We start from the raw sequence: 22283 nt of genomic DNA on the forward strand, positions 1-22283 counted from the left end.
GCTATCGATCGCCGTCGACTAAGGGCGTGCGCGAAAGTTTTATCGGCCCGTTGGCGCTGATCAGCACCTGTTCTTCGAGCTTCACCCCTTCCCCACCGCCTTGTTTACCGATGTAACTTTCCACCGACACCACCATGTTTTCCTCGAACAGGCCGTCGTAACCCCACTCGGCGAAATCCACGGCGTAGGCGACGCTGGGGTACTCGTCCACCAGGCCGACGCCGTGCAGCATCATCATGTAGCGATTGTGCTCAAAGCGCTTGGGCACAGGCCAACAGTGTTCGGCAAACTCGCGAAAGGACAGGCCCGGGCGCAGCAGTTCGACGTTGTGGTTGATCTGCTGCGAGGCGATTTCCAGCAAGTCGCGCTGGGCCGTTGTCGGCGCCTTGCCGGGGCAGACGAAGCTGCGAGAGATGTCCGAAAGGTAACCACCGGGGCCGACCATGTCGGTGTCAAAACAGACCATCTCACCTGCCTTGATGACTTTGTCGGTGGCGTCCTGGAACCACGGGTTGGTGCGCGGCCCGGAGCTGAGCAAGCGGCTTTCGGCCCATTCCCCGCCGTGCGCGACATTAGTCCCGTGCATGATGCTCCACAGCTGGTTTTCAGTGACCCCCGGCACCAGGCTTGTGCGCATCCTGGCAATGGCCAGGTCGCACACGCCCATGGACACCCGGTGACTGGCGACCTCTTCAGCCGATTTGATCAAGCGCGCCTGCTCCATCAACGGCTGCGCATCGAATAACTCAATGCCCCTATGGGTCAGGCGCTGCGCGCCCCAAGGGTCACAACGGTCCACCGCCAAGCGGCGATTGCCCCCACCGTGGCGGGCCATCAGGTCCGCCACTTCCTGGGCCCAGCGCTCGGCTTTTTCCTGCACGCGGGGGCCGGCGAGAAAATACAGCCAGGGAATCGCCGGGCGAATTTCATCGATGGTTTCCACGTGCTCGCTGTTGTGCCGGCTGCTGGTGAACTCGAACAGCACCACCGGGCCGTCGGTGGCCACAAACACATAGCGGCTGGGCGAGTGCATTACCCACAAACCGAGGTTATTGGTGTCGGTGGCATAGCGAATATTGATCGGATCGGCCAACAGAATGCCGGCGTAATCCTGGGCGCGCAGTTGCTCGCGAATGCGCTCCAGGCGGTAATGACGCAAGGCCTTGCGGTCGATGGCGGTATACGCATCGAGTAACGCCGTGTCGACCGGCGCCAGGGCATGTTCAGTGACCTTGGCATCGCTGCGAAAAAGCAGGTCGCGTTCGGTTAACGCAGTGAGCAGCTCAATGGAGTCAGAACCCGTATGCATGCAACAACCTCCGCTGGAAGAGTTTGATGTTCATCAAATTCAATAAGACCAACTGTCGGGGCAGTAACTAAAGGCTTCTAAATCAGGTGACGGCTGTCTTTATTATTGTGGGCGACACACGGCAGCTAGAGGTCCTTGACCAGCCGCAGGGCATCGTAGATGGCCGCATGGGTATTGCGCGACGCCACGGCATCACCAATGCGGAACAACTGGAAGCGCCCTTCGGGGTTGCTCGCAAGGGTTTGCGGCTTGCCGACAATCAGGTCCATGTACTCCAAGGCGCCTTCGTTGCTGGCCAAGGGTTTGAGTTCGAAATACAGCTCGTCCAGCGGCCGGGTGCCGTGGTTGACCACCACCTGATCCACCAGGCGTGTTTTAGTCAGGTCACTGTAATCGGTGCCGATCGTAGCCAGCAATTGGTCGCCTTGTTTCTCCACAACCTTAAGCCGGTAGGTGACAGTAAAGGTGGTGTCCAGTTGCTGCAACGAGCGCATGTAGGGAACAAGGTTCATGCCCATGACTTCCGGCGCGAACGAGCGGTCGGGTGTCATGATTTCAGTCTTGGAGCCACTGCGGGCGATGAATTCGCTGGCTTGCAGGCCGGCGTGGTCGCCCGCATCGTCGTAAACCAGCACATTGCGCCCAGGCTTTACGTCGCCGGAAATAATATCCCAGCTTGAAACCAGGAACTGATTGCCGTGTTCCAGCACTTCGGTGTGTGGCATGCCCCCGGTCGCCACGATCACCACGTCGGCATTTTCATCGAGAACAATCGCGGTGTCGGCCCAGGTGTTGAAGTGAAACGTCACGCCAAGGCGCTCGCATTGCGCCATGCGCCAATCGATGATGCTGATCATTTCTTTACGCCGCTCGGACTGCGCGGTCAGGCGAATCTGTCCGCCGGGTTTGTCCGCCAGCTCATACACCACCACCTCGTGGCCGCGCTCTCCTGCCACCCGTGCCGCTTCCAGGCCACCAGGGCCGGCGCCGACGATCACCACTTTGCGCTTCTGCGCAGCCTTGGGTATTTCATGAGGCATGGTGGTTTCACGCCCGGTCGCGGCGTTGTGGATGCAGTAGGCAGCGCCAGCGTTGTAAATGCGGTCCAGGCAATAGTTGGCGCCCACGCAAGGGCGGATATCGTCTTCACGGCCTTCGATGATCTTGCGCACGATGTGCGGGTCGGTCATGTGGGCGCGGGTCATGCCGACCATGTCCACCAACCCCGAGGCAATGGCATGACGCGCCGTGGCCACGTCGGGAATTTTCGCTGCATGGAAGGTCGGGAAGCCAGTCAGCGCCTTGATTTCGCCGGCAAAGTCCAGGTGCGGGGCATTGCGCATGCCCTGGATCGGGATGATGTCGGTCAGCCCGGCGTCGGTGGCGATGTTGCCGCGAATCACATTAAGGAAGTCGATCATGCCACTGTCTTTCAACAGTTGGGAGATCTGCAAGCCCTCCTCTTTTTTCAGGCCGCCGGCGAGGACTTCGTCCCCGGTGTAGCGAATGCCGACGATAAATTCCGAGCCCACGCGTTTGCGAATCGCCGTGAGCACATCGAAGGTAAAACGCAGGCGGTTCTGCAGCGAGCCGCCATACGGCCCTTCCAGTTCGTTGGTCAGTGGCGACCAGAACTGGTCCATCAAGTGGCCGTAGGCTTGTAGCTCGATGCCGTCCAGGCCGGCGGCTTTCATGCGTTCGGCGGCATCGGCGTAGTCGCGAATGATGCGGTCGATGTCCCAGTGTTCGAGCTGCTTAGGGAAGGCGCGATGTGCGGGTTCTTGATTGTGGGAGGGCGACACCACCGGTAGCCAGTCGCCTTTGTCCCAGCGGGTACGCCGGCCCAGGTGAGTGAGCTGGATCATCACTGCCGCGCCATGTTCGTGGCACTCGTCGGTCAGGTCTTTCATCCAGCCGACCACTTCGTCCTTGTAGGCCAGAATGTTGTTGAACACGGGCGGGCTGTCACGGGAGATCGCGGCGGAGCCTGCGGTCATGGTCATGGCTACACCGGCTTTGGCACGTTCAACGTGGTAGGCCCGGTAGAGCTTTTTCGGCATCCCGTCTTCCGGGTAAGCCGGTTCGTGGGAGGTGGTTATGATGCGGTTGCGCAGGGTCAAATGCTTGAGGCGATAAGGCTGAAGTAGCGGATCGTTTTTCATATCGGTCTCGCAAACAGGTCATCAGGCACGCTGACAATATGCTTCTGTGTACACCAGTGTCAATACTCGTGACACTGGTGTACAGTTGGCCACGAAAAGCACTTTTAAACATGGAAGAAACACCCATGAAAGCAACCACCTCAACGGCGGAACCGGCAGGCCGAGGCTCACTGGAAGGCTGGCTTAACGCTGCTTATGAAAGTCTGACTGAATCAGGCGTCGATGCCGTGCGAGTTATGCCGCTGGCGAAAAAACTGAATTTGTCGCGAACCAGCTTCTACTGGTTTTTCGATGACCGCGATGCCTTGCTCGTAGCGTTGATCGAGCAATGGAAAAACAAGAACACTTTCAACCTGGTGACCAAATCCCAGGCCTACGCTGAGTCCATCACCGAGGCGATTCTCAACGTCTTCGACTGCTGGCTGAACAGCGAATTGTTCGACTCGCAGTTCGAATTCGCCATGCGCAGTTGGGCGCTGCAATCACCGGAAGTGGCGCAAGAAATCGGCCAGGCTGACGCGCAGCGCGTCGAGGCATTGCGGCAGATGTTCGACCGTTTCGGCTTTGAACACGATGCTGCAATTACCCGCGCCCGCTCGATCTACCTCACGCAAATCGGCTACATCAGCATGAAAACCCGGGAGCCCCTGGCCCAGCGCATGCGCTACATCCCCGAGTACCTGAAGATTTTCACCGGCAGGGAGCCGGAAGCCCGTGAGCTGGAGCGCTTTTATCAGCGCAACGGTTTCAGCGGTGCCGACTTAAACGTCTAAAACATCGGCTCACAAGTCAGTTTCTTTGAAGATGCTCGTGGTCCACCTTGTTTTCGAACCTGTCTCGGTCTTCCCGATACCTGACTGAATTGGCTGCATGAGGCAGTCCTGGACGGACGCCAGGGCGATTCGCTCATTTGCAGTGACCTCTTTTAACCGATTTCTGTCTGTCGTCACCGCTCAGCTTGGGTCGTTTGCCGCCCGCGACGGGCAGAAATCGGCAGGCGGTCTTACCAATTAATGTTTAAGCCCGATCGGGCTGATAACGGACAAGCGCTATGACGTGGAGTCTCTGCGGCATTGATGACATTGGTGAGCTCCAGCTCACAGCGTTCAATACGCAGATAAGGATCGCCCGCCTGTGACCGCGGCGTACCCAAAACCCACGCTGGCCAGTTGTGAGCCCGAGCCGATCGTTTCGCATCGAACCCGGCATTCCTTGCCGGCATGCCCGGGAGCAGGCGTCAGAACTGATGGGCTATGTACGAGACATGACCATCACCGGGCTGATGGACGACAAGCCCGAGCTGCTCTGGGCCTCGCACTACTTGAGTGCCTTGGCCAAGGCACTGTTAGATGATGCCGAATTGGGCATGATGAACTGACTGGATTGACCCTCTAGGCGGAGGGTAAAGCGCCTCCGCCTCAAGAACTATGCGTCGCGACTCGTAAGCCCTACGCATGCTCCGAATCATGCCCAGTAGAAGGCAAAACCTCACGCGTCGCATGCCAGCAAAGCAAAGACCCGACGGTGACAAGCATCGCGCCCTGCCAGAATTGGGCGCTGAGCATGGCTCCCAACCAAACCGTTGCGAACGCCGAAGACAACACCGGGGCAAAGTACGAGGCGGTAGCCAGGAGCGTAAGATTCCCGCGCATCAGCCCGATGTTCCAAAGTGCGTACCCGCCGGCCACCGCCAACGCAGCGATCGCTAGCTCCAGGCTGCCCACGAGGGTGAAACCTGGCAACTGCTCATCGCTCAGCAGGTACTTCGTCCAAAGCGCGCAGGTGGAGAGGATGAAGAAGAAAACAATCTGGTTTCCTGCTCCTGCATAACGCCGGGTGATGTTGCAGTACACGGAGAAGCTGAGGGCGCAGACAAAAGCGAGAGCAAATGCGAGCGGGTTGGAACTGACGCTGGCAACCAGGCGTTCAAGCGACAGTCCATCCCCCGCTACTACCCAGAGAATTCCGAAAACGGCCAGAACCGAGCCAGGTACGACAATCCATCGTGCACGCTGTCCATTCATCCAGATCGAGAGCAAGACCGTGAGGCAGGGCCAAAGATAATTGACCACGCTGACCTCGACGGCCTGGGTGTCAGAATGGGCGTAGCCAAGAGCCAGTGACATACAGACGTCGTAGGTGACAAACAAGGCCCCGCCGGTCACCAGGTAGAGCCAGGATGACGTTCTCAACCGAGGTTTGCCGAGCAGGACAAGCAACAGCAGTGTGCCCAGCGTGTAGATCAACGCGGCCCCACCTGCCGGGCCGAAGGTCGTCGTTATGCTCCTGATCAAGGCAATCGACATGCTCCACATTGCGATCGCCACCAACCCGCATAACGTGGCACCGCGCTTACCGCTAATCATCACAAACCCTCGTAAAAAAGGGCGCGGATAATACAGGGCCGAGACTCGCTTCGCATGTCTGGAACGGACAGCTTGTGGCGCATCCTGCCTGGAGCGGCAAAATGCCTCACTTCTGATCAGCCTTCAGCCCTGGGCTTGGGCTGAATGGGCTTGATAGATGAGACTCAGCTCCAGCAACAGCGTCATTGCAGGGCTTACCGCCGACGGTGGCACACTAGCCATCCATAATCTGGTCATAGTTCCTCCCACCCTATCAGCCAACCAAAACCTCAGCCCAACTCACTGTCTTTGATATCTGCAACAGGGCCAAGAATCGAGGGATCGAAATCGACCAAGGATTCACCACTTGCGAAGCGATTTGGGAAATCAGGGTTCGCCAGGGCACCTTTGCCCAATGCGATGATATCTGCACCCGCCTGGAGAACATCCTCGATGTGTTCCACTTGATGCAGGCCTCCATTGGTAATGATCGCCTGATGAGGAGCATATCGACGCGCCAACTTGACGAAGCTGTCCCCACCTTCTGCAAATGCCGGCTTCCAGGCTTCGAATTCGGTTACGTGAATGAAGTCGACGCCTGCGTCCGCCAACGAGCCGAACACGACTTCTGCAGCGGCTTCGCCTTCTGCCCACTTGTGGAGGAAATCGTTGACCTTGCCTTGGGAAATACGAACCCCGACGGGAGCGTTGCCCACGGCATTACGCACGGCCTTGTAGACCTCCAGGATCAGACGGACACGGTTTCGTACATCACCGCCCCATTTGTCAGTCCGCTGGTTAGAGACATCCGTCAGGAACTGGTCAAGCAAATAGCCGTTGGCACCGTGGATCTCGATACCATCGAAACCGGAAACTTCCATAGCTCGCCGAGCCGACTTCGCGAAGCCATCAATGGCGTCCGCGATATCTTCCTCAGACATTGCTTCAGGAACCGCGTACTGGCCGTTACCGTAGTAGAAGCCCATCTGCTGACCCTTCGGGAGAACTGCCGATGGGCCGGCAGTGACTTGCGAGAAACGGTTGCCTTGGCTGAGGGCACCAGCATGCATCAGCTGGGCGAAGATCTTGCCTTCATGCTTATGGACTGCGCTGGTCACTGCATGCCATGCCTGGGCTTGCTCCAGATCAGTGATACCCGGCTGGAACAGGTAGCCCTGGGAAAACTTCTGGTCGATATAAATGCCTTCGGTGATGGTGAGGCCAAAGCCGCCTTTCGCGAACCGCTCGTAATAATCCACCTGGCGCTGCGAAGCGAGGCCTTCTTCGCTTGCACTGACGCGGGTCATCGGTGCTACCGCGAATTTGTTCTTCAGGCCAACCTGGCCAATATCGAAAGGAGTTAGAATCTCCTGCTTGTTGAGCGTCATCTCGTATCCACCTCGGTTAGGATGAAAAGCTTGCGTGGCAGGCAATGTATCTACATTCCAGGGGTAGCAGAAGCCGCGCTATCCGATAAGGCGCTTTAACGATATGAGATATCAAGATGCAAGTCGCTGAAATCGAGGCCTTTGTCGCCATCGCCGCAAGCAGCAGCCTATCGGGGGCTGCACGAAGGTTGGGCGTTTTGCCAATGACTATTTCCCGACGGCTAGCTTCGCTGGAAGAAGAACTCGGTGTCAGGCTCGTTCACAGAACCACTCGGGCTGTAGCGCTCACCACTGAAGGCGAAGTCTATCTTCCTTACGCACAGGCCATGCTTGATGCGGATGAAGCAGCACGGGCAGCGATTCTCTCAGGCGCCGGGGCCGCTAGCGGCGTGCTCAAAGTGACTGCCCCGACGGTCTTCGGCCAGACGGTGATCCTCCCCATGATTCCGGACCTATTGGAGGAAAATCCCGCTTTGGAGATTGACCTTACCTTATCGGACAGCATCGTGGACATTGTCGGCCTTGGAATCGACGTAGCCATCCGAATCGCCGCTCTACGCGACTCTGCGTTGATCGCCCGTCACTTGGCTCCGAATCCTCGCGTCATCTGTGCAAGCCCCTCCTACCTCAAACGTAAGGGCATCCCTGGCACCCTGGAAGATCTGAAGGCTCACAACTGCATCGGTTTGCACGCAATGCCGCACTGGCCGTTGATCAAGGATGGAGAAGGCTGCTCTTTGAAAGCCAATGCCGCATTCAGTGCCAACAGTGTGGAGGCAGTCAGGTCGGCAGCTAAGTTGGGCCTTGGTGTTGTGATGCTCTCGTTCTGGGATGTCCGCACCGACCTGGCGGACGGAAGCCTGCAGGAAATCACGCTGGGCGACGCCGCTCCAGAGCATTTATCGATCACCGCGCTACTCCCGACCAGGCAGCAAGTGCCGCACAGGGTAAAGGTGTTCCTTGAAAGGTTGGGAGAGGTGCTGGCCGCGGCACCATGACCGTCAGCAGCGACTGCTAACGCCTTTCCAAAGAAGGCCGGCACGAATACCCTGCTACCACCTCCAACCGCTCAAGGACTCCCTCCATGAAAGCCATCGTTTTCGATACCCCCGGTTTGCCAATCGAGGACACGCGTTCACTGTTCGAGCTCGACCTGCCCAAGCCAACACCCGGCGCCAGGGACTTGCTGGTCGAAGTGAGGGCCATCGCAGTCAACCCGGTGGATACCAAGGTACGGGCGCGTAGCACCAGCGAGCAGCCACAGGTATTGGGTTGGGACACGGTCGGCATCGTGCGTGAGGTCGGCAGCGACGTGTCCCTGTTCAAGGCGGGTGATGAAGTGTTTTATGCCGGTGCCATCGACCGGCCGGGCAGCTACAGCGAGTTTCACCTGGTTGACGAGCGTATCGTCGGTCACAAGCCCGGCACGTTGGACAACGCCAGCGCCGCTGCCTTGCCGCTGACGTCCATCACGGCCTGGGAACTGCTGTTCGACCGTCTCGGCGTGCAGGAAAACGGCGGGCAGGGGCAGCGTCTGCTGGTCATTGGTGCAGGTGGCGGTGTGGGTTCGATCCTCGTGCAGCTCGCCCGCAAGCTCACTGGGCTTACCGTGATCGGCACTGCCTCCCGGCCGGAAACCCAGGCATGGGTGAGTGAGTTGGGTGCTCACCACGTCATCGATCATACGGCGCCCTTCTCGTCCCAGCTGGAACAGCTGAAATTCGATTCGGTGGATTACGTCATCAGCCTGACGCACACCGGTACTTACCTGCCACAGATCGTCGAGGTGCTGCGCCCGCAGGGCAAGCTCGCGCTGATCGATGATCCCGACCATCTGGACATCATGCCGCTCAAGCGCAAGTCGCTGTCGGTGCACTGGGAGCTGATGTTCACGCGGTCGCTTTACCACACCGATGACATGATCAAGCAGCACCAGCTGCTGGAGAGGATCTCCGACCTGATCGACGAGGGCGTGATCAAGACCACCCTGGGCGAGCACTTCGGCACCATCAGCGCGAGCAATCTGAAGCGTGCCCATGCGCTGATCGAAAGCGGCAAGGCCAAAGGCAAGCTTGTCCTGGAAGGCTTCTGAATTACATAGCGAAGACAGTTGTGCCTGGCAAGGTCCACCGGATTGGCGGGCGGACCATGCCTATACCCTAATCAACCCCAGGCACATCCATGTTGATCCTTCGCCAGGCCGCTTCCGAAAAGCTGTAGATCGAAAACGCGATCATCCCCAAGGCCATCACCAAAAGAATCAATCCGCCCGCCGGCAGGTTCTGCAGCGCATCAAGCGCTTCTTTCATGCCTGGCGGATCCATGGCTTTGTAGATGGAGCCGCTGATCATCAGCAGCAGCGCTATCTCGATAAGGACGACACCGCGGGCGATCAGGCCGAACCGGGATACCGGGCGAACATACCGCATGACCTCCTCGTCGGCTTCGAAGTATCGCTCGAATGTCGCTCTCCATCCCTTGATGATGTGAACGATGCCTACTCCGAGGGGTACCAGGGCGACGACGTACACCAGCAGGTTCGAGTGTTCCCAGGACAACAGATGGGCCAACAGGTCCTGGGTTTTCCCGTTTCCCGAATCACCCGAGCTTCTGATGCCGCTGATGAGCAGGCCCAAGGCAAACAAGGCCAGCGCGCCGTTGACCATGCCTCCTGCCAACAAGCCTGCGCGGATGATCAGCCCTTTCAACGTTGTCCCGTGGTTATCCACGTCGCGCAGGGCCTGCAACACTCGCCAGGCAGCGAAGGCAAGCAGGCCCGCGACCATCAATCCGACCAGGACATGACCAAATGGCTGGCTCAACAGTGCTTCCAGGCTTTTGTGACTGTCCTTGGGCTTGCTCGAGTCGAGTGCCGCAAGTAGAGCGAAAATACCGATGATGAGATAAAGCGCGCCTCGGGCGGCGTAACCGCATCGCGCGAACAGGACAAGGCTTTGGTGCGGGGACATGAAATCGAATCCAGGGGGAGTTGGATCAATAGACCTATCGAGAATAGAGGGGTTCGACGAGATCAAGGCCCGGGGCGAAGGCCAAGGTGCCAAGCGTCATGCCAACCCCAGCATCGCCTCCTCCACGGCACCCACCAACGGGTTTCCACCAGCCCCTGGCAACCGCCACGCCACGATCGACATCCCTAAGGGCGCCGGCCGGCCCACGGGCGCTACCAGCGCCCCGCTGTCCAGGTACGGCTGAACCAGGCTCCTGCGCCCGATCAGCACTCCAGCGCCCAGCAGCGCCTGCTGCACCGCGATCGAGTACAACGAGAACCCAGGCCCACGCGCCACCATCGGCTGGTTCGGCATCACCGAGCCGGACCACACGTCCCAGTCCTTCCACACCACATCCTTGATGCAACGGGCATCGACCAGGTCTTCGGGAGCCGCTATTCCGGCGGCCAGGGCAGGCGTGCACACGGGCAGTATTTCTTCTTCCGCAATCAAGCGCTGGCCGCGCCCCGGCTTGTCCACGTAGAACAGGCACAGGTCGAACGGACTGCGCTTGAGGTTGGGCGGCTCGTCGACCGCCGTTATCGAGATTTCGACAGGCGCGAGCATCTCGGTCAGCCGCGGCAGGCGTGGCCCGATCCACAGCTGCGCGAGCGCGGGCGAGGTGACGATATGCACCCGCTGCGGGGCGGCCAGGCGCCGCAGGGTCCGGGCGGCCTCCTCCACCGCATCGAACGCCTGGGTGAACTGCGCCTCCACGCTCTGGCCCAGCGCGGTCAGCCTGACGCCCCGGGCGTGGCGCTCGAACAACGCCGCGCCGTACTGCGCCTCCAGGGTCTTGACCAGCGCCGCGACGGCGCCGGGTGTCACTCGCAGTTCCTGTGCGGCCTGCGCGAAGCCGCCCAGGCGCGCCGACGCTTCGAATGCACGCAAGGCGTTTAGCTGGAGGGTGTGCCGGGTAGGTGAGCCGAGATACATGCGATGAGCCCTAGTTATTATAGGCCTAATATTCCAGAAATCTGCGTTGTGGCCAATGGTCGGGCGTCTTAATTTGAGCAGACGCCACAGGTTGATGGCTGGCCAGAGAGATCAAGGAATCCACATGCACTTTCAGAGTGGGAAACAGGCGTTCAGGGAGGGTGCGCACAGTGTTCTCCCATTGACCACCGGCGTTGTTCCGTTCGGGCTGATCACCGGCGTGACCGCCATCGAGATGGGCATGTCGCCCCTCGACGCCCTGGGCATGACCCTGCTGTTCTACTCAGGGTCTGCGCAGATGGTTGTCCTGCAGCTGATGCAGAACGGTGCCTTGCCCTTGACGATGGTGGTCACGGCACTGGTCATCAACCTGCGCTTCCTGATGTACAGCGCTGCGCTTGCGCCCAGCCTGAGCGCCATGCCCCGGCGCCGCACGTGGCCCATGTCCTACCTGCTGTCAGACCAGTCGTTCGCGCTGTGCAGCCTGAGGTTCGCGTCCGGGGAACTGGGCCGGTTCGCCTTTCCCTACTATGCGGGCACGGCGATCACGATGTGGTGCGGCTGGAACCTGTCGGTGCTGGCTGGGGTTTACCTGGGCACCGGCATTCCCGAGACTTGGTCGCTGGGTTTTGCCATCCCGCTCTCGTTCCTGGCCCTCCTCATCCCTAACCTGCGCAATCCCCCGACCCTCGGCGCTGCAACGGTGGGTGGCACGCTCGCGGTAGTGGCCGTGGACCTACCCTACAACCTCGGCCTGCTGGTCGCTTCATTGGGTGGCGTGCTCGCGGGTCTGATCATCGAGCACTTGCGAACGGCCCCTCGCGTCGAGCCCAGTAGTGACATCAAGCAGGAGGCTTCATGAGCGAGTCGTCCCAATGGATCACCTTCCTGCTGATCGGCCTGGGCACTTTCACGCTGCGCCTGTCGTTCATCGAGTTCTACGGTTCTCTGCGGATCCCGCCGCTGTTCAGCCGTGCCTTGGCGTATGTGCCCGCGAGCGTGCTGGCCGCGCTGGTAGTGCCAGCGGTAATGATCCAGGACAAACATGCTGGCGTCGACTGGACCAACCCGCAGATTCCCGCCGCGATCCTTGCAGGCCTGGTCGCCTGGCGCACGCGTAGCACACTGCTGACACTGGGGGTTGGCATGGGGTCACTGTGGCTTATCAAGATCAGCCTGGCGCATTTCATTGGCTAATATGTATTTGTATTTCGCATAATTAGCTTAGAACTACAAAGCCTTTCACAACGCCCTTCACCACCCGTTATGTTCCTTGGCGTCGCAGCCTGGGCCCGTGGGTCCATGGCCGCTCGCCCGCCTCACACAAGGAACAGTCCCCCATGAGTCTCGAATTCATCGGCCTTATCGGCCCACAGGAAGGCAGCGAATCCCAGGCCCCACGCGGCCCTCTGGTCGACCTGGAGTTCATCAAGGCCTTTGCCCAGGCCCAGGAATACGGCGGCTTCGACAAGGCCCTGCTGGCGGTCAACACCAGCGCACCGGACTCGATGATCCTCGCCAGCTACGTCGCTGCGCTGACCGAGCGCATCGGCTTGCTGGTGGCCCGCCGCCCAGGGTTCCAGGCACCCACCTTCGCGGCGCGCCAGTTTGCCACTCTGGACCAGCTCAGCCGCGGCCGCGCCTCGATCAACGTGATTACCGGCGGCGACAGTGGCGATCTGCAGCGCGACGGCGATTACCTCGACAAGGACGCCCGCTACGCGCGTACCGACGAGTACCTGCAGGTGATGCGCCAGACCTGGACCGGCACCGAGCCGTTCGCGCATCAGGGCGAGCACTACCGGGTTGAAGACAACCTGACGCTGGTCAAGCCGGTGCAGCACCTGCCCATCTACTTCTCCGGCGCCTCCGATGCAGCGGTGGAAGTGGCGGCCAGGCATGCCGATGTCTACATGATGTGGGGCGAGCCGCTGGAGCAGGTTCGCGAGCGTATCGCCAAGGTGCGCAAGGCGGCGGCGCGGTATGGTCGTGAGCACGAGATCCGCTTCAGCCTGTCGCTGCGGCCGATCCTCGGCGCGACCGAGCAAGAGGCCTGGGCGCGTGCCGAGCGTATCCTCGAGGATGCCCGGGCAAATGCCGGGTTGCGACAAGGCAAGCGCCGGGACAAGAACGTCGGTACCAGCAACGCAGGCTCCGAACGACTGGTCGAGCTGGCCAGCCAGCGCAAGGTGCATGACACCCGGTTGTGGACCGAGATCGCCGCGTTGACGGGGGCGGCAGGCAACTCGACGGCGCTGGTGGGGACACCGGACCAGGTGGCTGAAGCGGCGTTGGCGTACTACGAGCTCGGGGTTACGACGTTCCTGTTCCGTGGGTTCGATCAGCTGCGAGATGCGGTTGAGTATGGGCAGCAGTTGCTGCCGCGGATTCGGGGGCTGGTGGAGCAGCGGGAGGCTGCGCGGAGCGTTCGTCGCGCGTGATTCTTTGCCTCGGAGGGCCCTTTCGCTGGCGGGTCGGGGCGTCGAACTGCCGCGATCCCTTGCCTACAAGGGCCATACGCTCGCGGGGTCAGCAATGGCCTCATCGCGGGCAAGCCCGCGCCTACAGGTACAAGGGTCGGCGCACGAAATACCGTAACCCCTCCGAATTTCGCAATAAACAGCTTTTCACCAGCAGAATTGAAGCTGCTTCGTTCATGGACATGCCGGTACATTAGATCTCCATGGTCCCGCAGAGCGACCGACAACAAAACCTACAGCTCGCCCAAGAAATCTGCCAACCATTCGGAGTCTCTCCATGAGCACGTTGCGTACTTCAGCCTTCAAACTCGCAAGCCTCGCCCTGTTCATCGGTGGCGCCACGCAGGCCATGGCCGAGGACATCACATTCGTTTCCCAGGGCGGTGCCTATCAGGAAGCCCAGAGCAAGGCAATCCTCGAACCTGCGGCCAAGAAGCTCGGCCTGACGCTCAAGCAGGACAGTTCGCCAAAGGCTTACCCGATCATCAAGACCCAGGTCGAGAGTGGCAAGGTCACGTGGGATGTCGTCGACCTGCCCACCGGTGACTGTATCCGCGGCGAAGCCGAAGGGCTTTTCGAGAAACTCGACTTGACCCTGATTCCAAACGCCGCGCAACTACCCGACAACCTCAAGGATGACTACAGCGTCGGCTATATCAGCTACTCCACGGTGCTGGCGTATCGCACGGACGCATTCAAAGGCGCGGACGTGCCCAAGACCTGGGCCGATTTCTGGGACACCAAGAAGTATCCAGGACAGCGTTCCCTGCGCAACTTGCCGCGCCCGACCCTGGAAATAGCCTTGCTGGCGGACGGCGTCCCGATGGACAAGCTCTACCCGCTGGACGTGGAACGCGCCTTCAAGAAGCTCGAGCAGATCAAGCCCGACATCGCTACCTGGTGGACCTCCGGCGGGCAGTCGGCACAGCTGATCAGCGACGGCGAAGTGGACATGATCCAGGCCTGGAACGGCCGTATCACCGCGGTGCAGGAGGCCGGAGCGCCCGTGGCGTTCGATTACAACCAGGGCGTGCTGGAAACCAACTCGCTGTGCATCCTCAAGGGGACGCCGCACAAGGTGGCGGCGATGAAGTTCGTCAACGAAGCCATCGACGCCAAGCTCCAGGCGGCGCTGCCGATGATCATCGACTATGGCCCGCTCAACCCCGAGGCATTCAAGACTGGCGTGATCCCGGCCGACCGCGAGGCGAGATTGCCTTCCTCTCCCGGCAACATCTCCCGCCAGGCCCTGCTCTCCGCCCAATGGTGGGCTTCGGAAGCCGGGGTCAAGGCCGAAGAACGCTGGCTGGCCTTCGTCCAGAAAAAGTGACTTCCGACTGTCGCTGCGCCGCAGGCCAGACGCCTCGGCGCAGGACATGCCGTCCGCCTCGCCGATTTCGACATAAAGCACTTCGGCACCGGCCAATTCCACCCGCTTCATCCGGTGGCATCCCGGTACATTAGGCCTGAGGGTCCCGCAGAGTGACCTGTGCAGACAGCTCGCCCCCGCCTCAAGTACCTGCCCACCATTGGGAGTTCTTCACATGACACTATTCGAGCACCGCTTGCCGTCCGCGAGGACGATTGCCGCCGCCGGCGCTACCCGCCGGTGCTGGGTTCCCTCCAGCCCTGCGCAATGACGAGAGGTCATCATGTCCAATACCTACCTCGCCAAATCGATACCTGGTTCCAGCGACCATCAGCACCAGCCGCCGCTGACCAGCGAAAACGCCCTGGCCCGTGAAGAACGCAGGGAACACACCTCGATGCTCTTGCTGCTCACCCCCGCGCTGGTCATGGTGGTGGTGCTGCTGATCATGCCGCTGTGCTGGCTGGCCTTTCAGTCGGTACAGACCGAGGAAGGGTTTTCCCTGGCCAACTACATCCGGATCTTTCAGGAAGCCATTTACTGGGACACCTTCGCCCTCACCTTCAAGATCAGTTTCCTGGTCACGGTGCTGTCTATCCTGATGGGCTTTCCCATCGCCTACGCCGCCTCGCGCCTGCAGGGCTTCTGGGCCAATCTGATCCTGATCTGCGTGATCCTGCCGTTCTGGACCAGCGTGCTGGTGCGTGCCTATGCCTGGCTGGTGTTGTTGCAACGCCGGGGCCTGGTCAACCAGACGCTGATGGACCTGGGCATCATCGACCAGCCGCTGACGCTGATGCACAACACCACCGGCACGGTAATCGGCACCCTGCACGTGATGCTGCCATTCATGGTCCTGCCGCTCTACTCGGTGATGAAAAAGATTCCCCAGGACCTCATGCAAGCCTCGGAGAGCCTGGGCGCCAAGCCCTTCTACACCTTCCGCCGCGTGTTCCTGCCAATGGCGGCACCGGGGGTCATGGCCGGTTCGATCCTGGTGTTCGTCATCTGCCTGGGCTTCTTCATCACCCCCGAACTGCTCGGTGGCGGCCGCACGATCCTGGTGTCGATGCTGGTGCAACGCAACGTCGAGCTGTATCACGCCTGGGGCGCGGCCAGCGCAGTCGGCCTGGTGCTGCTGTTCGTGGTGTTCCTGATTTTCTGGGGCATCAATCGCTTCATTCCCATCGAACGCATTCTGGGGGCGCGCTAAATGAACCTGCTTGCCAACCTGCGTCACCTTCGCCTGTCGCACCTGCTGTTCACCCTTGTGGTCGCGGCGATCCTGTTGTACCTGATCATCCCGGTGTTGATCGTGGTGCCGATGTCGTTTTCCGAAGCGCGCTTCCTGCAATTCCCGCCCAAGCAATGGTCTTTCCATTGGTACGAGGCGTTCTTCAACAGCGCGGAATGGATGTCGGCAGCACGAGTCAGCCTGATCACGGCATTTTTCACCATGGCCGTCAGCCTGCCGATTGGCATGGCGGCCGCTTACGCCATCAACAATTCCAGCTTGAAGGTCGTGCGCACGCTGCAGATCATCCTGCTGCTGCCGATGATGGTGCCGATCATCCTGATCGCCGCCGGGGTGTTCTTCGTCTATGCCCGGATTGGCCTGATCAGCACGCTGACCGGGCTGGTGCTGGCGCATATCATGCTCGCCCTGCCCTACGTGATCATCGCGCTGCTGGCTGGCCTGCGTAACTTCGACATGTCGCAGGAAATGGTGGCGCGCAGCCTGGGCATGAATCGCTTCCGGGCGTTCATGGCCGTGACCCTGCCGCAGATCAAGCCGAGCGTCGTCTCGGCCACGCTGTTCGCCTTCATCACCTCGCTGGATGAAACGGTGGTCGCGCTGTTCATCTCCGGTGGCGACAACCAGACCCTGACCAAACGCATGTTCACGGCGCTGCGAGACGAGATCGACCCGACCATTGCCGCCATCAGTTCGATCCTGATTCTGGCGTCCCTGATCCTGGTGGTGGTCGCGGGGCGCAACAAGCAGTAGTCACTGACGCATCCCTGACCTGAACGACACACTTGCCCGCGATTGCGGGCAAGTGCGTTTTTGCGTCTGGCGCTGTATTGCAACCGATCGGAAAGCCCAGCACAGCCTGCCGTCATTCACCGCATTTCAGCATCTATGACCGTGGGCAGCCGCATCTCGGCATCGGCCACTGAACGGGGCTTTCTACAATGGGCCCATCGTCTGAACCCTCAAGGCCCTGATCATGTTGAAAGACCAACTGCGTGACCCTTCCCTGCTTGTCGAACGTGCTTATGTCAACGGTGCCTGGATCGAGGCCGATGATGGCGCAACCATCGACGTGACCAACCCCGCTGACGGCAGCGTGATCGCCCGAGTCCCGGCTCTACAAGGTGTCGAGACTCGCCGGGCGATCGAGGCAGCCCAGGCGCGCTTCGTCACCTGGCGCGAGGTGCCAGCGGCCGAACGTGCACGTTACCTGGAGGTGTGGTTTGGCCTGATCATGGAAAACCAGGAAGACCTGGCGCTGATCATGACCACCGAGCAAGGCAAGCCATTGACTGAGTCACGCGGCGAGATCGCCTACGGCGCAAGCTTCGTCAAGTGGTTCGCCGAAGAAGCGCGGCGCATCTATGGCGACACCATCCCTTCGCCTGCCGCCGACCGGCGCATCCTGGTGCTCAAGCAACCCATCGGTGTCGTCGCGGCCATCACGCCATGGAACTTCCCCAACGCGATGATCACCCGCAAATGCGCGCCTGCCCTGGCAGCCGGTTGCACGGTACTGGTCAAGCCTTCGGAAATGACCCCGCTGTCTGCGTTGGCGCTGGCGGTGCTGGCTGAGCGCGCGGGCATCCCGGCGGGCGTGTTCAACGTGTTGACCGGCCTGCCCGCCGGGGTCGGCGGCGAGATGACCGCCAACCCGGATGTACGCAAGCTCTCGTTCACCGGCTCCACTCGGATCGGTCAGCTGCTGATGAGTCAATGCGCTTCCTCCATCAAGCGCCTGAGCCTGGAGCTGGGCGGCAACGCGCCGTTCATTGTGTTCGACGACGCCGATCTTGACCTGGCCATCGCCGGTGTCATGCAGAGCAAATTCCGTAACGCTGGGCAGACCTGCGTCTGTGCCAACCGCATCCTGGTGCAGGACGGCATTTACGACCGGTTCGCCGAACGCCTGAGTGCTGCCGTCGCCGAACTGAAAGTCGGTGACGGCCAGCACAGTGGTGTCACCATCGGCCCCCTGATCAATGCCGCCGCCGTGGACAAGGTCGCTCGTCATATAAACGACGCTCTGGAGAAAGGCGCGAGCATCGCGATCGGTGGCGCGCCCGCAGGCGAGGGGCTGTACGTGCAGCCAACCGTCCTGCGCGATGCCAACGCCAACATGCTGCTGGCAACCGAAGAAACCTTTGGCCCGGTCGCCCCACTGTTCCGCTTCAAGGATGAGGCCGAGGCACTGGCCCTGGCCAATGCCACCCCCTATGGTCTGGGTGCGTATTACTTTACCCAGGACATGCGCCGCGCCTGGCGTGTGGGAGAGCGCCTGGAGTTCGGCATGGTCGGCCTCAATACGGGGATCATCTCCATGGAAGTGGCGCCCTTCGGCGGCATGAAGCAGTCGGGTACCGGCCGCGAAGGTTCCAAGTATGGCCTGGATGAATTTCTCGAGGTGAAGGCCTGGCACATCGGCGGCCTGGGCTGATCGACGGCGGCGCAAAGCAGCCTGTAGCCCTCTTCCCACGCCGGACAGCAGATCCTGTTGGTCCGGCACGCCAAAACGGCACGGATCAGGCCTGCGCCTGTGTTCAGATAACAAGCAGACTTATCGGGCAATCCCTGGTTTTACAGAGGACGACGCGTCATGAATTTCACTGAAGGTTTTGAATCGGTCAGCGTTAACAAGGTGTGCAAGCACTACGGCAGCCTCAAGGCTTTGAACAACGTGGACCTCAAGGTCGAAGCCGGGGAATTCATGTCGTTGCTCGGCCCATCAGGCTCGGGCAAGACCACGTTGCTGAGCATTCTGGGTGGTTTTATCCGGGTCAGTTCCGGGAGCATCCTGTTTGGTGCGCGCGACGTTACCCTGATGCCACCGCACAAGCGTGAAATCGGCGTGGTATTTCAGAACTACGCTCTGTTTCCGCACATGACCGTCGGCGAGAACGTGGCTTTTCCGCTGCGCGCCCGTGGCGAAAGTGCCACCAAGAGCCGCGACCGGGTCAAGAGCGCCCTGGCGACCGTCGAGCTATCCGGTTACGAAAACCGCAACATCGCGGCGCTGTCTGGCGGGCAGCGTCAGCGTGTGGCCCTGGCCCGCGCGATCGTCTTCGAGCCCAAGCTCATTCTGATGGATGAGCCCCTTTCGGCACTGGACAAGCAATTGCGCGAAATCATGCAGATCGAGCTGCGCGCCCTGCACAAGCGCCTGGGTGCCACGATGATCTACGTGACCCACGATCAGCGCGAAGCCCTGACCATGAGTGACCGCATTGCGATCATGCGCGGCGGACAGCTGGTGCAGGTCGATACCCCGCGCCGCTTGCACGATCACCCGGCTGACGATTTCGTTGCCAGCTTCATAGGCGAAAGTACGCTGGTGCCTCTGCAGCGCGGCTCTGGCAACGCCTTGAGCCTGGGTACCACGACCTTGCGCACGACCCGCCCGGTCCCGGCGTCGGGGGACGTGTTCCTGGCCCTGCAATCGGAAAAACTGCTCCTGGACAACGCGAGCTCGGGTCCGGAATGGAACCGTCTGCGTGGCCGGGTCTCCGACATCGTCTTCCAGGGCGAAAGCCTCAAGGTCTTCGTCGACCTCGAAGGCGGGCCGACTGTCAGCCTGCGCCAACCCAGCCATCATGAAGGCAACCTCAGCCTGCCGCCGATTGGCGCGCCCATGATGATGCGCCTTCATCCGGAAGACACCATTGTCGTGCCACGCGCCGTGGCTTGATCGACCCGATCCGGAACACATCGGCCTGTAGCAGCACGGCTTTTGGCGATAGCGATATCTGACTCTTCGCCGCCAGACCGTACTGCCACAGGCCGATGGCGTTTCTACCCCGCACAAGCCTTCATCCCTGCACAGCGAATTATTCCGCAACACACCTGCAAAACAGTCGATCACAGCGCCCGACACGCCAAGTTCAGCGCTTGTGGCTACGGCCAGTCCTTATCCTGATGTCATCAGCCGCCACCTTCGGCGCTCACGGAGATCGAGATGAATTCCGCACTTACTGAAAACCAACGCCTGCTGGCCCTGCGCGAACAACACGTACCCCGTGGTATCGCCACCGCCCACCCGATCGTCGCGGCACGGGCTGAAGGAGCCGAGCTGTGGGATGCCGATGGCAAGCGCTACCTGGACTTCGTCGGGGGTATCGGCGTCCTGAACGTGGGTCACAATCATCCAAAGGTGGTCGAGGCAGTGCGTCGCCAGGTCGGCGAGATCTCCCACGCGAGTTTCCAAGTCGTGGCCTACGAGAACTACATCCAGGTGGCGGCTCGCCTGAACAAACTGGTCGGCGGTACCGAACACTACAAGAGCGTGCTGTTCACCTCCGGCGCGGAAGCGGTCGAGAACGCAGTGAAGATCGCGCGGGGCTACACCAACCGCACAGCGGTGATCTCCTTCCGGGGCGGCTTCCACGGTCGGACCCTGCTCGGCGTGACCCTGACGGGCATGAGCCAGCCCTACAAACAGAACTTCGGCCCCTTCCCCGCCGACATCTATCACGCCACCTACCCCAACGCCTATCGGGGTGTCAGCAGCGACAATGCACTGGCCGAGCTGGATGAGCTGTTCGCCACCGACGTGGCGCCGGACCGTGTTGCCGCGATCATCATCGAGCCGGTCCAGGGCGATGGCGGTTTCCTCGCCGCCCCCAGGGAATTCCTGCAGGCCCTGCGCGCCCGCTGTACCCAGCACGGCATTGTGCTGATCCTCGATGAAATCCAGGCCGGTTTCGGTCGTACTGGCACGATGTTCGGTTACCAGCACGCCGACATCCAGCCTGACCTGGTGACCGTCGCCAAGAGCCTGGCCGGTGGCATGCCGCTGTCCGGTGTGGTCGGACGCGCCGAAATCATGGATGCACCTACCCCGGGCGGCCTGGGCGGGACCTATGGCGGCAACGCCGTTGCGTGTGCCGCCGCGCTGGCCGTGCTCGACCTGTTCGAAGAGCAGGATCTGCTGGCACAAGGCGAGAGACTGGCGACACAACTGCATGAAGGCCTGCTGGCCCTGCAGGAACGTTACCCGCGAATCGGTGACGTGCGTGGTCTGGGCTTCATGCAAGCGATCGAGATGGTCGCCGACGATGCCGCGCAAAGCCCCGACGCAGCGTTGGCGCAAAAGGTCATCGATGAGGCCCGGCAGGCAGGTTTGCTGGTCATCAAGTGCGGCGTCCATCGCAATGTGGTGCGCTTCCTCGCCCCGCTGGTGACCACACGGGAGCAAGTGGCGGAAGCCTTGCAGATGCTCGACAGAGCATTGGCGGCAGCCTGCTGAACACGAGCTCGGTAATACCCGGCCCGACCTGTCCCGGCAGTGTCGGGCCTTCGGCTGAATCATGCTGCAACCGGCACGGCGTACTCAGGAGCAATTCATGAGAGTCACCCATTACAAGGCGTTGGGCCTGTCCTTCGGCACGTTGGTTGACCGCGAACGGGGCATTCTCGAAGGCCTGCGACCACTGGCAGTGCAGAGTGAGTCCAGTACCAGCGATGCGCAGTTGCTCAGTACCTACCGACAGGTAGCTCAAGAGCTCGCCGGCAGCGCGCCGCAGATGAGCGCAGCCGCTTTTCACGGCCAGCTCTACCAACGTGTGGCGCAACAATTGCACACCATTGCAGGCTGGGATGAAAGTGTGGCCTTCAGTAGCTCTTCATCCCTGTGGCCCATTTACGAAGATGCTCCAGGTGCCCTTCAGTACCTGGGCAAGTTCTACCGTTTGATACTGATCGCCCCACCTCAGGGTATCGATGTGATGGCCCTGTCCCGTCGTCTACCGGTCGAATTCGATGCGATTGTCGAACCCCGCGACGAGGACTGGCACAACAGCCTGGAGAGCGAGCTGCATCGCCTGGGACTGGAGCGTTCGCAACTGTTACCCGTGCGCAGCACGGAAAGCGATGACCCGTGGAATGAGCGGGTGGATTTTCCGGTCTGCACACTCCGTCGCGGCCATGACCAGCCGTGGAACCATTCGCCTCAGGCAATGGACGGCAAGCGCTGTGAATACGCAAGCCTCGCTGACCTGGCCCATGCCCATCAAAAGGCATTGCACGCCTGAGTACG

At 60.8% G+C, this 22283-nt stretch carries 19 protein-coding genes and 1 pseudogene; 14 read left to right on the plus strand and 6 right to left on the minus strand.

Annotated elements, in window-relative coordinates:
* Position 1: 1 nt before the first annotated feature.
* A complete protein-coding gene (locus AC0ZZU_RS06200) occupies positions 2-1309 on the minus strand; it encodes a M24 family metallopeptidase (protein WP_476339640.1) in 1308 nt (435 codons plus the stop codon).
* Positions 1310-1434: 125 nt separating this feature from the next.
* Positions 1435-3471 (minus strand): oxidoreductase, encoded by a 2037-nt coding sequence (locus AC0ZZU_RS06205; RefSeq protein ID WP_476339641.1) that lies wholly within the window; start codon positions 3469-3471, stop codon positions 1435-1437.
* 125 nt (positions 3472-3596) lie between these two features.
* On the opposite strand from AC0ZZU_RS06205, the gene AC0ZZU_RS06210 reads away from it, so the two are divergent.
* Both AC0ZZU_RS06210 and AC0ZZU_RS06215 read left to right on the plus strand, forming a co-directional pair.
* Positions 3597-4244, plus strand: a complete 648-nt coding sequence (locus AC0ZZU_RS06210) for a TetR/AcrR family transcriptional regulator (protein ID WP_476339642.1) — start codon at positions 3597-3599, stop codon at positions 4242-4244.
* A 416-nt stretch (positions 4245-4660) separates the two neighbouring features.
* Positions 4661-4849: pseudogene (locus tag AC0ZZU_RS06215) on the plus strand (DUF3077 domain-containing protein); the annotation flags it as partial.
* Positions 4850-4919: 70 nt separating this feature from the next.
* Here AC0ZZU_RS06215 and yddG read toward each other — a convergent pair.
* Both yddG and AC0ZZU_RS06225 read right to left on the minus strand, forming a co-directional pair.
* Complete coding sequence (gene yddG, locus AC0ZZU_RS06220; protein ID WP_476339643.1) at positions 4920-5837, minus strand: aromatic amino acid DMT transporter YddG; 918 nt, start codon at positions 5835-5837, stop codon at positions 4920-4922.
* A gap of 269 nt (positions 5838-6106) precedes the next feature.
* Complete coding sequence (locus AC0ZZU_RS06225) at positions 6107-7204, minus strand: oxidoreductase (protein ID WP_476339644.1); 1098 nt, start codon at positions 7202-7204, stop codon at positions 6107-6109.
* A 116-nt stretch (positions 7205-7320) separates the two neighbouring features.
* Here AC0ZZU_RS06225 and AC0ZZU_RS06230 point away from each other — a divergent pair, with 116 nt between their 5' ends.
* Entirely contained in the window at positions 7321-8202 is an 882-nt protein-coding gene (locus AC0ZZU_RS06230; RefSeq protein ID WP_476339645.1) for a LysR family transcriptional regulator, read from the plus strand.
* Between the two features lie 86 nt (positions 8203-8288).
* Positions 8289-9296 carry a zinc-binding alcohol dehydrogenase family protein gene (locus tag AC0ZZU_RS06235; protein ID WP_476339646.1) on the plus strand — a complete coding sequence of 336 codons (1008 nt, stop codon included), beginning with the start codon at positions 8289-8291 and terminating at the stop codon, positions 9294-9296.
* 67 nt (positions 9297-9363) lie between these two features.
* On the opposite strand, the gene AC0ZZU_RS06240 is transcribed toward AC0ZZU_RS06235, so the two are convergent.
* Positions 9364-10173, minus strand: coding sequence for a DUF1206 domain-containing protein (locus tag AC0ZZU_RS06240; RefSeq protein WP_476339798.1), 810 nt, complete (start codon positions 10171-10173; stop codon positions 9364-9366).
* A gap of 96 nt (positions 10174-10269) precedes the next feature.
* Positions 10270-11103: a LysR family transcriptional regulator gene (locus tag AC0ZZU_RS06245; protein ID WP_476339647.1), complete on the minus strand. Its 834-nt coding sequence runs from the start codon at positions 11101-11103 to the stop codon at positions 10270-10272.
* Positions 11104-11272: 169 nt separating this feature from the next.
* Between AC0ZZU_RS06245 and AC0ZZU_RS06250 the strand changes: the two genes are divergently transcribed.
* The 10 genes from AC0ZZU_RS06250 (at position 11273) to AC0ZZU_RS06295 (ending at position 22278) form a co-directional block, all read left to right on the plus strand.
* Complete coding sequence (locus AC0ZZU_RS06250) at positions 11273-12010, plus strand: AzlC family ABC transporter permease (protein WP_476339648.1); 738 nt, start codon at positions 11273-11275, stop codon at positions 12008-12010.
* Positions 12007-12345, plus strand: a complete 339-nt coding sequence (locus tag AC0ZZU_RS06255) for an AzlD domain-containing protein (protein WP_476339649.1) — start codon at positions 12007-12009, stop codon at positions 12343-12345. The genes AC0ZZU_RS06250 and AC0ZZU_RS06255 overlap by 4 nt, the downstream gene beginning before the upstream one ends.
* 143 nt (positions 12346-12488) lie before the next feature.
* Positions 12489-13589 carry an LLM class flavin-dependent oxidoreductase gene (locus AC0ZZU_RS06260; RefSeq protein ID WP_476339650.1) on the plus strand — a complete coding sequence of 367 codons (1101 nt, stop codon included), beginning with the start codon at positions 12489-12491 and terminating at the stop codon, positions 13587-13589.
* A gap of 316 nt (positions 13590-13905) precedes the next feature.
* Positions 13906-14958, plus strand: a complete 1053-nt coding sequence (locus tag AC0ZZU_RS06265) for an ABC transporter substrate-binding protein (protein WP_476339651.1) — start codon at positions 13906-13908, stop codon at positions 14956-14958.
* Positions 14959-15280: 322 nt separating this feature from the next.
* The gene (locus tag AC0ZZU_RS06270) at positions 15281-16210 is read left to right on the plus strand and encodes an ABC transporter permease (protein WP_476339652.1); all 930 of its coding nucleotides are present in this window, start codon (positions 15281-15283) and stop codon (positions 16208-16210) included.
* Positions 16211-17005: an ABC transporter permease gene (locus AC0ZZU_RS06275; RefSeq protein WP_476339653.1), complete on the plus strand. Its 795-nt coding sequence runs from the start codon at positions 16211-16213 to the stop codon at positions 17003-17005.
* A 223-nt stretch (positions 17006-17228) separates the two neighbouring features.
* Positions 17229-18689: an NAD-dependent succinate-semialdehyde dehydrogenase gene (locus AC0ZZU_RS06280; RefSeq protein ID WP_476339654.1), complete on the plus strand. Its 1461-nt coding sequence runs from the start codon at positions 17229-17231 to the stop codon at positions 18687-18689.
* A 159-nt stretch (positions 18690-18848) separates the two neighbouring features.
* Positions 18849-19937: an ABC transporter ATP-binding protein gene (locus AC0ZZU_RS06285; protein WP_476339655.1), complete on the plus strand. Its 1089-nt coding sequence runs from the start codon at positions 18849-18851 to the stop codon at positions 19935-19937.
* Positions 19938-20204: 267 nt separating this feature from the next.
* Positions 20205-21494 carry a 4-aminobutyrate--2-oxoglutarate transaminase gene (gabT, locus tag AC0ZZU_RS06290; protein ID WP_476339656.1) on the plus strand — a complete coding sequence of 430 codons (1290 nt, stop codon included), beginning with the start codon at positions 20205-20207 and terminating at the stop codon, positions 21492-21494.
* A 97-nt stretch (positions 21495-21591) separates the two neighbouring features.
* Entirely contained in the window at positions 21592-22278 is a 687-nt protein-coding gene (locus AC0ZZU_RS06295) for an HAD family hydrolase (RefSeq protein WP_476339657.1), read from the plus strand.
* The last annotated feature ends 5 nt before the right edge of the window (positions 22279-22283 follow it).

This window comes from Pseudomonas sp. JE3303, assembly GCF_056312565.1.